This is a genomic window from Parachryseolinea silvisoli (assembly GCF_021190955.1).
Taxonomy (GTDB): Bacteria; Bacteroidota; Bacteroidia; order Cytophagales; family Cyclobacteriaceae; genus Ohtaekwangia; species Ohtaekwangia silvisoli.
The window spans coordinates 775,296-788,571 of record NZ_JAIOAO010000001.1; the positions used below are offsets into that span (position 1 = coordinate 775,296).

A 13,276-nucleotide genomic window follows, 5' to 3' on the forward strand; every position below is an offset into this window, starting at 1 on the left:
TTCTACGAAATAGTCTTCTTGCTTACCAGAAGAAGAAAAAGCTCAACAGCGACTTCCTGTCCTTGTTGTTGCCTTCGTCTTTCTTCTCATCCTTCTTACGGAACGACTTCAGCAATACAAACTGCTTGAAGCGCATCCATCGCTCGAACAGCTTCACGTTGCCCTTGAACTCGCGGTGGCGGTGTGTGGTCACCAGCTCGCCTTCCGGCGTAACCACGGTCTCCGCCGCTTTGGGAGCTTCTGCCGCCTGCTCAGCAGTACGTCTTGCTTCAGCCTCCTTCAGTTTAGCCTCAGCCTCAGCCGGGTCGAACAGCATCGCTGTACACATACAGTTTTTGCGACCCTTGCTCATCAGGATCTCGTAGTTCACACAGCTTTGGCAGCCTTTCCAGAATTCCTCGTCGGTGGTGAGCTCCGAATAGGTTACGGGCTCGTAGCCAAGATCAGAGTTGATCTTCATCACGGCCAGGCCGGTCGTCAGACCAAAGATCTTCGCATCGGGATATTTCTTGCGAGACAGCGCAAACACCGCACGTTTGATGTCGGTGGCAACACCCGTCTTCCGGAACGGAGGTGATACGATCAGGCCCGAGTTGGCCACGTACTTCCCGTGCTGCCATTCTTCAATGTAACAGAAACCAGCCCATGTACCATCCGGCGCAAGGGCAATAACGGCCTTGCCCTCCTCCATTTTCTTAGCGATGTAGTCCGGCGAGCGCTTGGCGATACCCGTGCCACGTGCCTTGGCAGACTCGGCCATCTCCGTAACGATCGTCTCTGCGTAGTGTTTGTCGTCTGCTGTTGCCAGTCGGACAATGAGATTATGCTTTTCCAAAGTGATTGCGAATTAAAATTTGAATGATGAAAACACCAGTGCCTTAAAAGCACGTGCCTAAAAGCACGAAAGGCGTGATATCCCGGACATCACGTCTATCAACTAAATGTTGTGTGATGGAGGTATCAGATCCGCGCGAAGCGTACGGGTCGGGGTCGTCTGGTCACCATGCAGACAGTGTTTAAGAACCGGAATGTTCTTGAAGATTGGAGAGCAGCCTTGGCCGCAGATACTATGGTGAACAATGTTTTCAATTTCTTATCAATCGTTAAGTGTGAACGTTAGATGAAACCCATTCAGTTTTTATTTATTTGTTATTCGTAAATGCAAAATTAAACGGAAAAGTTTGGTTTATGGCAAACTTTTACGGGTCAAACTTTAAAATTATTTTTACACCTAACAAGGGATCGGTTGGAATCGCCCCCAATTACCCAAAAACTTGTTTACTCTGAGGAAAAAAAAGCCGTCTGCAGCTAACTGAGACGGCTTTCACAAAAGTCTTTAAAAATCCGGGCACGGAATCATCAGTTTGTCCTTCGGCGGCTTCCGCGGGTTCCGCATCGGCCACGTGTACACAAGACTAAATTCATGCGCTCCGCCACTCCCGGTGCCAAGCTTCGAAATCGTATAGTCATAACTGTAACCAATGTTGATCGCATCCTTCGCGCCAATCTGCGTAAAGCCGATCAGCAACACGATCGATTCGTTGTTCACCGCGTCACCCACCTTCTTGAAGGGCACGCCGCGGTACCACGTACCGAGCACCAGCGGCTCAAAGGTGAAATACAAGCCGAGGTCCATTTGGTCCCATTCGCCCTGGTGGCGATACTGAAACGCCGGCGAAATACTGCGCTCGGCCTTGCGGGCATATACGCCCGAGCCGGTTGTGCCGGGCTTCATAAAGAACTTGAAGCCACCGTGCAGCGACAACTTCACGGGCAGCTTGCTTTCTTCACCGATCAGGCTTTGATTCGGTTGGGTCAGGTGCCATGCCGACACACCCAGCCAGGCGCTCTTGGTGAAGAATACACCGCCGAACGACAGGTCTACAAACGTCCTCGCAGATTGTGTCTTGAAGGTCTCCGCGGTTTGCTGGCTGATGAGCTGACCGGTGTTGGGGTCATACTGGTCGCCAAAGGTGAGCTTATCGAAGTTTACGTCGCGGTTAAAAATACCGATCTGCACACCCGGCCGGAAGCCCAGCTCTTTGGTGATCGATAGCTCGTACGAATATTGCAGGCCCAGGCTCAGCGACCGGAGGCCGGCAAGCCCTTCGCGGTCCTGCGATAAGATCACCCCGATCCCGCTGTTGTAGTCTTCGATAAAGTAGTCGAAGTACGCCGACAAGGTGGTGAAGTTGGCATCGATGGAGGGCCACTGGTTGCGGTAGTTCAGGCCCGCACGGGCCTGGTTGGTGCCTCCCGCCAGGGCCGGGTTCAGGTAAAGGGGGGCAGCATAAAACTGAGAAAATTGGGGGTCCTGAGCAGTTACCGCACCTTCCAACACCAGTATTAACGCGCACGAGAGCAGGATGATCCTGTACATTAAAAACGTTCTTTTTAGAGTAAGCACTTGAGGCAAATTAATGAAAAGTTATCCGTTATCCCTTACAGGTTAACCGTTAATTGTTGACTACCGGCGGGAAAAGCCGACACCAGGACGTTTCATCAGACCCAAAACGCCACCCGGAAACTCACCTTCCCGACCCGACAGCCAACCGGCGGTAATCCCGGTAAGCGCATTTCCATTAACGCATTATTTAACCCAAATTGTATACTTTAAAACAACTTGAGCGTTTTACATTTGACAATTTATTGTACCCCTTTGTAAGTTCGAACCCTTCAAAATCTGAGGAACGTGACCAAATATTTCTATCGACTGATCTTCTTGTTGGCCACCGTCATCCCCGCCGGTACCTATGCCCAGAACTTTTCCGGGCACAACTGGTACTTTGGCAACCGGGGCATACGGTTTAGCCGCGGCGACAATTCCGTTTCACTCATCACCAACCGCTACACCGGTCCTTTCGACACGGGTGCCGGTGGTACGGCGGTCGTCTCTGATCCGTACACGGGTACGCTGTTGTTTTATACCGACGGCGTGAACGTCATCGATGCCTCCCACCAGGTTGCGCCAGGCGGCCCGATGAACGGTATTAACACCCGCAACCAGTCGGTGGCGGTCTGTAAGAATTCTTCGTTCCCCGGCGAGTACTACATCTTCTATGCCACCGCCGGCGGTGGTGTGCAATATGCCCTGTTCGACTCTACCGCCATGGGCAACGGTACGGCCTTTGGCCAACCGCCGCTGGGCGAGCTGGAGAGCGTGAACAATACCATCACAGGACTACCGACGGGGCTGTCAGAGGGCATGATCATGTTGCCCGATCCCAACTCCAACGGCTATTGGCTGGTGCTGCATGCCTCCGCATCCGCAACCTACCATTTTGTCAAAGTCGACAACTTCGGCGTGAACTATACCGGTGCTGTGACGGCGGGTACCATCAACGATGCCGTCAACTTCTCGTATCATCCGGGCTCACAAACCCTGGGCGTCTCGCCGCGCGAAGCAGGCCGCAGCATTGAGCTGGCCACCATCACATTTACGGGGGCCCAAACAGTGCCAACGCTCGCGGTTACGTCGGTGCCAAACTCCAGCTCACCAACGGTCAACGGCATCTACGATACCGAGTTCAGCAGCAGCGGCCGCTACCTCTACGCATCGCGCACCACCGGTGGCACCGGTGACGTCGTACAATACGACTTAAAACCCGACGCCACACCGCCCCCGGCGCCGGCATCAGTCCTCACGGCCTCCGCCCCTACCGCAAGTTTTGGCTTGCAAATGGGCCCCGACAGCGTGTTGTATTACCTCTATCGCTCCGGCGGCAACGTGCTGCTGGGCGGCTTTACCAATACCGACACCATTGCGTCGGAAGTGGACTATGACGCCAGCATCTTTGCCGGCAACTTCGGCGCCCAACAGTTCCCATCGTTCGCGCCGTTTGACAGCGTCAACTGGATGCTGGACTTTACGATCGACGGTACCTGCGCCAACTCCAACATTTCGTTCTTCCCCACCGTCAAGCCGCAGGCAGACAGCCTCGTGTGGACCTTTGGCGATGGCGGCACTTCCAGCGAATGGAGCCCGGTATATAACTACCCCGACGAAGGTGCTTATACGGTAACCATGAAGGCTTATCTGAACGGTCAGGTTGATAGCGTTCAGCATCCGCTGACGATCCAACCGTTCGACGCGCAGATCAGCCTGGTGCAAGACACCACGGCGTGTAGCTGCGAGCTGCCTTTTCCGAAGGCTAATCCTCTGCCACCCAATCCACCTTCCAGTGTCAACCCGTGTAACCGCTTTACACTGACGGCACAGATCAATGCCGGTAGCGGCGGAACGCCGAGCTGGCAATGGTACGGCCCCGCGGGCCCAATCGGCTCGCCGTCTTCAGGCACCACCGCCACGCTGCAACCCGACTCCGCCGGATATTATTTCCTGGTGGCCACCGTCGGCTCTTGCCAGACATCGGCCGGTGTAAACATCAAAGAATACAACGTACAAGACCAACGCGCTAACATCTGGTACTTTGGTAATAATGCAGGGATAGACTTTAACCCGGTATTTGATAATCCGCCGGGAGCCCCCGAAGCCATTAGTAACCCGGTGATGGACGCCCTGGAAGGAACCTCCACCATCTCCGACCGCAACGGCCAGGTAATCTTCTTTACCGATGGCAATACCGTCTGGAACCATGACTTCGATGTTGTCGGTACCAACATTGGCGGCTTAAACGGCAACTCTTCGCAAGCAGCGCTGATCATTCCGGTACCGGGCGACGAGACATTGTACTATATCTTCACCACCGAAGAGATCCCGGGTACAGGCACGTACCGCCTGGCCTATTCGCTCTACGACATCAAGCTGAACTTCCCGACAGGCGGTCTGCGTGCGTCGAACGTTACACTCTTTACCCGTAGCACCGAACGCATCACCGGGAATGAGAACTGGCTGATCGCGCACGAGTACGGTAACAACATCTTCCGCGCGTACCGCATTACCACTGCCGGTATCGACAACCCGATCTTCTCGGGCATTGGTTCGGATCATAACATTGCCTTCCCTGCCAACGCAGAAGGCTACATGCGTCTCGGCCCGCAGAACCGCCTGGCCGTGCCGATTTCTACGCCGGGAGTTTCCAACGTCGTCGAAGTCTTTGACTTCATCGACTCGGCGGGTACGGTAACAAACCTGCGCACCATCAACATGAACACCACGGCCGGGCAGGCCTATGGTGTCGAGTTTGGTGCCGGAGGGAACAAACTGTACGTTTCGTTACTAGGCTCTCCGTCCAAACTCTACGAATACGCATTCGACTCCCTGGGCATACCACGTCAGCCGAGCGCCACCCCGCGCATGTCTGATGCCGACTATCCGCAAGGACTGGGCGCCATTGTGATGGGCCCGGATCAACAGATCTATGTAGCTGTCAAAGACCAGCCCGCCCTGGGCGTTATCACCGTCGTACCGGACACCGCGCGGGCATCGACTTTCCAAATTGATGCTTTCCCGCTGGTGGGTGGCACCGTGAGCCGCCTGGGCCTGCCGAACTTTATCCAGATCATTTCAGATGCACCGCAGGGACCGTCCATTGCGCATACGGGCGAGTGTTTAGGCTCTCCCACAAACTTTACCGGCTCAGGCACCGACCCGATCGACGTCCTGACGTGGTCCTTTGGTGACGGTGGTGGCGAGTCAGGCATCAACCTGACCGAAGTAGAACATACCTACGCCAACCCCGGGACATACTACGTGGTGCTGAGCATCAGCAACCGTTGCATAGGCCCCGTCGCCATCATGCGTGATACTGTGATCATCAATCCGCTACCGCCGGATCCGTCTACAACGTTATCACTGTGTCAACCGCCGATGGTGATCGATGCGAACCCCACCGACACCCCGGGTCTGACATATCTGTGGGAAGATGGGGAGACAACCGAAACCCTTACCATCAGCGAAGCGCGCACGTACTTCGTTACCGTTACCAGCACAGTCACCGGCTGTAGCGTAGAAGGCACGATCCGTGTAAACCCGGCCCTCGTCACAATCAACCTCGGTCCGGACGCCGTCGTTTGCTCGGCACCCAACACCGGCCAGACGTTGAACACGGGCATTAACATTAACAATCACCAATGGTCACTGAACGGCGCCAACCTGGGTAACACCGGCCCGACACAGCCGGTAGACTTCTCGACAGCCGGCACATTTACGTACATCGTTTCGTATACGGACCCGAATCCTCCTGGCTGCTTTGCACGTGATACCATTACATTTACGGTGAACCAATCGCCTACAGTCACGCTCACTTCCGGCGGTCCCATTGCGTGCGCGGCCAACACAGGTCAGCTTACAGCGGTGGTAACACAAAGCACCAATTATTTCTATAGTTTCACCGGGCCCACAGCGATCCCCAACGGTACCTCGCCCATCGCGGCTCCGTTTACGGGCCTGACGGCCGGTACGTATACCATCACCGTCAACGATCAGGCCACAGGCTGCCCGGCCGGGGCCACGGAAACGATCAACGGCATGGGTACACCTACCATTACGGATGTGAATACAGCAGTCTGTCTCACGCAGCCGCAGCAAGTAACGATCACCTCGACAACTTCGCCGTTCTCCACCGCCGATGTATATATCATACAGGATGCAGGTACCGGAACAGCGATTGGAACACCGCAAAATGTACCTGCGGCTGGATTAAGTTTCCAGACCGCCCAGGCATTGCCTCCTGGTAACTATAACATAACCGTATACATCGGTGGCGCACCTCCTGCCGGCTGTCCGACAGGCGCGTCCATCACGCTCAACCAAGGCCCGCAAATCCCGAACGCAAGCATTGACGTTAGCGCGCTCTGTACAACGCAACAGCTCACGGCTTTACCGGCCGGAGCGGTGAGCTATACCTGGAGTAGCGTCCCTGCGGGCGTAACGGGCACGGGCCAGACGATCCCTGTAGCAACGGTTGCCCCGGGACAATACGCGGTGACTGTATTAATCAACGACGGCGTCAACTGTCCGACAAATGCTACGGTCAATATCTCGATTGAGCCTGCGTTTCATCCTGAAATCCTCCCGTACGATCCTTGTACGAACCCCGTGATCCTGACCGGCACCGTGAACAGTGTACAACCGCCTGCCAGTTACTTCTATACCTGGACTGGCCCTCCCGGCAGTGGCATTACCGCTTCCGGCATGCAGCTCGTAGCGACAGTGGAAGGTGACTATACGTTGCGTGCACAAAACCCTACGTCGGGTTGTTTCGGCGTCCCAGATGCAGTCGTAGAAGATGTGCGTCTGCTCGGCCCGCTGACAGTAGTGATCGCACCGCCAACTGACCCGCCATGCGACAACGCGCCATTCACGCTCGTGGCACAACCTAGCCGCAACGTGTTAACGTATCAATGGGCGCTGAACAGCACTGACATCAGCGGCCAAACCACCGCACAGCTTGTCGACCAGCGCGCCGCAGGCCTCTACGGAGTGAAAGTAAGCGACGGTCGCTGTGAGGCCTCCGCTACGTTACAGATCTTCCTGGCGCCTTCTTCACCGGGCCTCATGCAAGACAACTTCGTGATATGCCCTGACCCGGGCGCACCTGTCAATGTTCAAACGGCCACGCTTTATCCGGGGCCTGGCTTCGCCAGCTACGATTGGTACGAGCTCGTCGGTACCAACGAGTCGTCGCTCAACTTCTACGACACGGCCTATATTGCCAGCGCAGCCGGTCGCTACCGCGTGCGCCTGGAGAACCAATTCGGTTGCGAGACCTCCGACGATGCCGTAGTAGAAGTGAACTGCGACCCGGTCATCAACGCGCCGAACGCCTTCCGTCCCACGAGCGGGCTAAACGCCAACCAGATGTTCCAGATCTTTACGTTCTATGTATCGGACGAAGGATTCCAGATCTATATCTTCAACCGCTGGGGAGAAATGGTCTATGAATCAAACGACCTCACGTTTGCCTGGAACGGCGGCTATAAAAACAACGCCGGCCAGCTGATGCCCGCCGGTACATACTCGTATGTGCTGAAGTATAAAAGCAAAGAAGAAAACGCCTCCACCCGCGAAAAACGCGGCGGCGTATTGCTGTTGCGATAACACACGACACGGTCATCGCTGACACGTATCTGCCGGGCTCCGCGCATCTCTGATGCCGGAGCCCGGTTCTTTTTTACCCCTCGTCAGAAGCACACAGACACACTTGCGCGCTTCATTGGTTATTGAGGATTGTTTTTCTAACTATGCAAGGAACACAATCCTGGATCCACTATACCTATGAAAAAACTACTCTATGTCGCCCTGGCGTGGCTGCTGCTGGCAGCCTGCGCCAAGGAAAAAAAGCCGGTCGACCCCGCCGACTTCCACATCATTCCCAAACCTGCCTCCCTGACCCCCGGCACCGAAGTACTCGACTGGGACAATAAGAAAATTGCCATCATCGCTAAAACCGCCGACGAAAAGAACGTCGGTAACTTGCTGGCCGAATTTCTCAAAACCAAAAATCTCAACGCTACAGTAGCCGAGTTCTCGGACGACGCCGACAAGATCGCCCTCTATACCGCCGAAGATCCAGCCCTGGGCAACGAAGGCTATAAACTGGTAGTAGATGAAAAAGGCGTAAGCCTGACTGCCGCCGCGGGCGCCGGGTTGTTTTATGGCATACAAACCCTATTGCAGCTCATTCCTGAAAACGGTAAGACCGTACCCTATGTGACCATCACCGATCAACCGCGCTTTGCCTATCGTGGTCTTCACCTCGACGTAAGCCGCCACATGTTCCCACCCGAGTTTATCAAAAAGTATATCGACCTGCTGGCGCACCACAAATTCAACCGCTTTCACTGGCACCTGACGGAAGACCAGGGTTGGCGCATCGAGATCAAAAAATATCCGAAGCTGCAGGAGATCGCAGCGTACCGTAAAGAGACCGTGATTGGCCACGCCCGAGACGCCGATCCCAAGAACCCGAAAGATTTCGACGGCAAACGCTACGGAGGCTACTATACCCAAGAGGAAGTAAAAGACATTATCAAATACGCGGCTGACCGTTACGTGACCATTATCCCCGAAATAGAAATGCCCGGCCATGCGCTGGCAGCCTTGTCTGCCTATCCCGAGCTGGGTTGTACCGGTGGCCCCTACCAGGCCGCCACCACGTTTGGGGTATTCGACGATGTATTCTGCGCCGGTAAGGAAGAGACATTCACGTTCCTGGAAGGTGTACTCGACGAAGTCATCACGCTCTTCCCCGGCAAATACATTCACATCGGTGGGGACGAGTGTCCCAAAGACAAATGGGAGGTCTGCCCGCATTGCAAAAAACGCATGAAGGCCGAGAACCGTAAGAACACACACGAGCTACAGAGCTACTTCATTCAGCGCATCGAAAAATACATCAATAGCAAAAACCGCCAGATCATTGGCTGGGATGAGATCCTGGAAGGTGGCCTGGCACCGAACGCTACCGTCATGAGCTGGCGTGGCGAAGAAGGTGGTATCGCGGCGGCCAAACAAAACCACGACGTAATCATGACACCGACAGGATGGTGTTATTTCGACTACTACCAGGACACCACCAGCGAGAACGAGCCCCTGGCCATTGGTGGCTACCTGCCCGTGAGCAAAGTATATTCCTACGAGCCCATCCCGGCCGTGCTGACCGCCGACGAGGCCAAGCATATCCTGGGTGTTCAGGCCAACCTGTGGACCGAATATATTCCCACTCCCGAGCACGTAGAGTATATGATGTACCCGCGCGCCTGCGCCATGGCCGAGGTCGCATGGACGGCGAAAGAGAACCGCAACTATGAGGACTTTTTAACCCGCCTCGATACCCACTTTAAACACCTTGACGCCTGGGATGTGCACTATGCGAAACACCTGCAGCACGCCGGTGACAGCACGGTCTCAAAGAAATAATTGGCCGCTTACAGACGGAATACGGCAACCTTTTGTGCTTTCCATGCGGTTTCCGTTTAACTTGGAGCCTGTTAACCAAAAAAGTTGACAGGCTCTATTTTTGATAGGCTTTATCGATTAAACGTATATTTTGCGACTATGAAACAATCATTCAAACTCCTGGGAGCCGCTGCCATTGTGCTGGTGGCCATGAGCTTTCAAATTATCAAAACACAGCTCACCGTGACCATCCGCAACGAGCTGGGCAACACCGAGCAAGGTGTCAGCGTACAGCTTTTTGAAACGGAAGAAGACTATAAGAACGAAACCAACGTCGCCGCACAAGGTGTGACCGATGCGAAAGGCGTGGTAAAACTGAAAGAGCTAAAGGCCGTATCGTATTATGTTCTGGCCAAAAAAGACGACAAAGATAACTTTGGCGGCGGCGAGCAAACCGGCAAGCTGGAAGCCAACCGCATTAACAAAGTAACAGTCGTCATTCAGTAACAACTTTAGACTGCGAAGCAGGCTCCACCTCCCGTCGGCTACCGGCGGGAGGTTTATTTTTTTCTTACCGACGCAACACCATGTCCTCCACCGTACCCCTCCTGCACGAAACCTTGCAAGCCTACAACAGCCGCTTTGCAGAAGAACAGGCGTTTCGCGAGCAATTTCTTTCCTTGCTCACCCATCCGCGTGCCTTTCACCGCGACCACCTGCCCGGCCACATTACGGGCTCCGCCTGGATCGTCGATAGCACGACAAAGGTTGTACTGCTCACCCACCACGCCAAGCTCAACAAATGGCTGCAACCCGGTGGCCATGCCGATGGTGACCCCGACGTACAGCAGGTAGCGCTGCGGGAAGCATGGGAAGAGACCGGTCTAAAAAGCCTGCGCCTGCGCACACCGTTCATCTTCGACATCGACATTCACACCATACCGGCACGGAAAGACTTTCCCGAACACCTGCATTTCGATGTACGGTTTCTACTGGAGGCCGACCGCGACGAACCCCTGGTCATTACCCACGAGTCAAATGATCTGCAGTGGGTAGCACTCGACAGGCTGGCAGACTACACCACCCAGCGCTCGATGCAGCGCATGCGCGAAAAGCTACGGGACTAACGTTACTTGCTGCTGATAAGCAGCAGTACGAAGCCTGCGGTCACCATCCAGAATTTATACCCCGAAATAAACGGGATGGCCACCCAGCCCATGTACATCAGCACGGCCAGCGCGGCCAGAATAATAGCTATAATTTTTAAAACAGATCGCGTTTTATTGCTCATGGCAGGTATATACAGGTTACAATTTTACAGGTGTAAAGGTGATGGTTTTAGTAGAAAAGAAAAAAAGGTAGTTTTGGGGCCATGGCGGAAATCGGAACAGACATCGGCATAGCCAAAGCCCTACTCGAAGAAGCCCAGGTGGTGGCAATTCCGACGGAAACCGTTTACGGGCTGGCGGCCAATGCATTGTCAATCCCTGCCGTCACCCGCATCTTTACGGTAAAAAACCGCCCGCAGTTCGATCCCCTCATTGTACATGTACCCAACCTGGCACGCGTACACGAATATGCGGAAGAAGTACCCGACACGCTGCACGCCCTGGCAGAACAATTCTGGCCCGGGCCCCTCACCCTGCTGCTGAAAAAACGCGCCGTCATTCCCGACCTCGTCACCTCGGGACTGGACACGGTCGGCATTCGCTGCCCCGACCACGCCCTGACCCGACAACTACTCGAAACCCTGTCCTTTCCATTAGCGGCGCCCAGCGCCAATCCCTTCGGATATGTAAGTCCCGTCACGCCGCAGCACGTCAACGATCAGCTCGGCGACCGCATACCCTATATTCTGGATGGCGGTCCTTGCCGCGTCGGCATTGAGTCAACAATCGTCGGTGTCGAGAACGGCCAGACGACTATATACCGCATGGGCGGCCTGAGCCTCGAAGACATCGAACGGGTAGTCGGCCCGGTACACGTACAGGCCCATTCATCATCCAACCCCAAGGCGCCGGGCCAGCTCAAAAGCCACTATGCACCGGGCAAGCGACTGATCCTGGGCACGATCGAAGAATTACTGCAGCAGTACCCCGCGCACCGCGCGGCGCTGCTGACCTTTCAAGCCGATTTCAACTCCCCCTATCAATTCATTCTCTCTCCCACCGGCAGCCTGACCGAGGCGGCGCAGCAGCTATTCACGGCGTTGCGTGCCTTTGACAAAATGCCGGTAGACTTTATCCTGGCCGAGCTGGTACCCGACGAGGGCCTGGGGCGCGCCATCAACGACCGCTTGCGCCGCGCCGCCGCGGTTGATTAAAATTGCGTACTTTAAACGTCGTAAGACGCAACGCTATGGAAAAACCGAAGAAACTACTCGTCCTCACAGGAGGGGGCGACTGCCCTGGACTAAACGCTGTTATCCGCGGTGTGGCGAAGCGCGCCCGCAAAGAAAAGGGCTGGGAAGTATACGGCAGTGTGGAAGCCTTCAACGGCGTGTTCAATGAGCCGCAGGAGCTTATTAGGCTCACCAGCAAAGTAACGGCCGGCATTCACGTCAAAGGTGGCACCATCCTCAAGACCACCAACAAGGGCAACCCGCTGAACTTCCCCGTGGTACAACCCGATGGCTCCGTGCAGATGTCCGACCGCTCGGACGACCTGGTGAGGCGCCTCAAAGAATTGAAGTTCGACGCCATCGTCAACATCGGCGGTGACGGTTCGCAAAAAATATCGAAGGCTCTATACGACAAAGGTCTGCCCATCATTGGCGTACCCAAGACCATCGACAACGACCTCGCCGCGACCGACGTCACATTTGGTTTTCAAACCGCCGTACAGATTGCCACCGACAGCTTTGATAAGCTGGTAACGACCGCCGAAAGCCACCACCGCGTCATGATCATGGAAGTGATGGGTCGCGACGCCGGCTGGATCGCGCTGCACACCGCCATCGCCGGCGGTGCTGAAATCTGTCTCATACCGGAAATACCGTACGATATACACAAGCTGGTACGCCGCCTCAACCTGCGCTATAAAAAAGGCAGAGGCTTTGCCAACATCGTCGTTGCCGAAGGCGCCAAACCCAAAGAAGGAACCATCACCTCGCGCGCCGGCGAGAAGGGCTCCGAGCACGTACGCCTCGGCGGCGTAGCCTACCAGCTTTCACAGCAGTTGAAAGATGCCGGCTGCAAAGCGGAGATCCGCGAAACCGTATTGGGCCACGTGCAACGCGGCGGCACGCCGGTGGCCTTTGACCGCGTACTGGCAACTTTATTTGGCGTCAAAGCGTTTGAATTAGTGCTCGCGAACGACTTCGGCAAAATGGTATCCTTCCGCAACAACACCGTCACGGCCGTAACGCTGGAAGAAGCCACGAGTAGCCACCATGTGGTCGAAAAAGACTCGTACCTGGTGCAGGCTGCCAAAGGCCTCAACATCAGCTTTGGCGATTAGATAACAGGTATATTT

Annotated in this window: 9 protein-coding genes; 6 read left to right on the forward strand and 3 right to left on the reverse strand. The window is 55.1% G+C overall.

What is annotated here, in order from left to right:
- Positions 1-22 precede the first annotated feature (22 nt).
- Entirely contained in the window at positions 23-835 is an 813-nt protein-coding gene (locus K7P01_RS03305) for a GNAT family N-acetyltransferase (protein ID WP_267289799.1), read from the reverse strand.
- 501 nt (positions 836-1,336) lie between these two features.
- Entirely contained in the window at positions 1,337-2,380 is a 1,044-nt protein-coding gene (locus K7P01_RS03310) for a PorP/SprF family type IX secretion system membrane protein (RefSeq protein ID WP_267289801.1), read from the reverse strand.
- A gap of 312 nt (positions 2,381-2,692) precedes the next feature.
- Here K7P01_RS03310 and K7P01_RS03315 point away from each other — a divergent pair, with 312 nt between their 5' ends.
- The 4 genes from K7P01_RS03315 (at position 2,693) to K7P01_RS03330 (ending at position 10,929) form a co-directional block, all read left to right on the forward strand.
- Positions 2,693-8,002 (forward strand): PKD domain-containing protein, encoded by a 5,310-nt coding sequence (locus K7P01_RS03315; RefSeq protein WP_267289803.1) that lies wholly within the window; start codon positions 2,693-2,695, stop codon positions 8,000-8,002.
- A 177-nt stretch (positions 8,003-8,179) separates the two neighbouring features.
- Entirely contained in the window at positions 8,180-9,823 is a 1,644-nt protein-coding gene (locus tag K7P01_RS03320) for a beta-N-acetylhexosaminidase (protein WP_267289806.1), read from the forward strand.
- A gap of 138 nt (positions 9,824-9,961) precedes the next feature.
- Positions 9,962-10,309, forward strand: a complete 348-nt coding sequence (locus tag K7P01_RS03325; RefSeq protein WP_254086822.1) for a hypothetical protein — start codon at positions 9,962-9,964, stop codon at positions 10,307-10,309.
- Positions 10,310-10,389: 80 nt separating this feature from the next.
- Entirely contained in the window at positions 10,390-10,929 is a 540-nt protein-coding gene (locus K7P01_RS03330; RefSeq protein ID WP_267289809.1) for an NUDIX hydrolase, read from the forward strand.
- A 2-nt stretch (positions 10,930-10,931) separates the two neighbouring features.
- On the opposite strand, the gene K7P01_RS03335 is transcribed toward K7P01_RS03330, so the two are convergent.
- Complete coding sequence (locus K7P01_RS03335; protein ID WP_267289811.1) at positions 10,932-11,093, reverse strand: hypothetical protein; 162 nt, start codon at positions 11,091-11,093, stop codon at positions 10,932-10,934.
- Between the two features lie 81 nt (positions 11,094-11,174).
- On the opposite strand from K7P01_RS03335, the gene K7P01_RS03340 reads away from it, so the two are divergent.
- Both K7P01_RS03340 and K7P01_RS03345 read left to right on the forward strand, forming a co-directional pair.
- Positions 11,175-12,125: an L-threonylcarbamoyladenylate synthase gene (locus K7P01_RS03340; protein ID WP_267289813.1), complete on the forward strand. Its 951-nt coding sequence runs from the start codon at positions 11,175-11,177 to the stop codon at positions 12,123-12,125.
- Between the two features lie 35 nt (positions 12,126-12,160).
- On the forward strand, positions 12,161-13,261 hold the full coding sequence (locus tag K7P01_RS03345; RefSeq protein WP_267289815.1) for a 6-phosphofructokinase: 1,101 nt from the start codon (positions 12,161-12,163) through the stop codon (positions 13,259-13,261).
- The last annotated feature ends 15 nt before the right edge of the window (positions 13,262-13,276 follow it).

Bases quoted from the DNA above. Each gene is read 5' to 3' on its own strand.
- K7P01_RS03310 (WP_267289801.1), bottom strand. From the start codon at position 2,380: ATGTACAGGATCATCCTGCTCTCGTGCGCGTTAATACTGGTGTTGGAA.
- K7P01_RS03320 (WP_267289806.1), top strand. From the start codon at position 8,180: ATGAAAAAACTACTCTATGTCGCCCTGGCGTGGCTGCTGCTGGCAGCC.
- K7P01_RS03325 (WP_254086822.1), top strand. From the start codon at position 9,962: ATGAAACAATCATTCAAACTCCTGGGAGCCGCTGCCATTGTGCTGGTG.
- K7P01_RS03330 (WP_267289809.1), top strand. From the start codon at position 10,390: ATGTCCTCCACCGTACCCCTCCTGCACGAAACCTTGCAAGCCTACAAC.
- K7P01_RS03335 (WP_267289811.1), bottom strand. From the start codon at position 11,093: ATGAGCAATAAAACGCGATCTGTTTTAAAAATTATAGCTATTATTCTG.
- K7P01_RS03340 (WP_267289813.1), top strand. From the start codon at position 11,175: ATGGCGGAAATCGGAACAGACATCGGCATAGCCAAAGCCCTACTCGAA.
- K7P01_RS03345 (WP_267289815.1), top strand. From the start codon at position 12,161: ATGGAAAAACCGAAGAAACTACTCGTCCTCACAGGAGGGGGCGACTGC.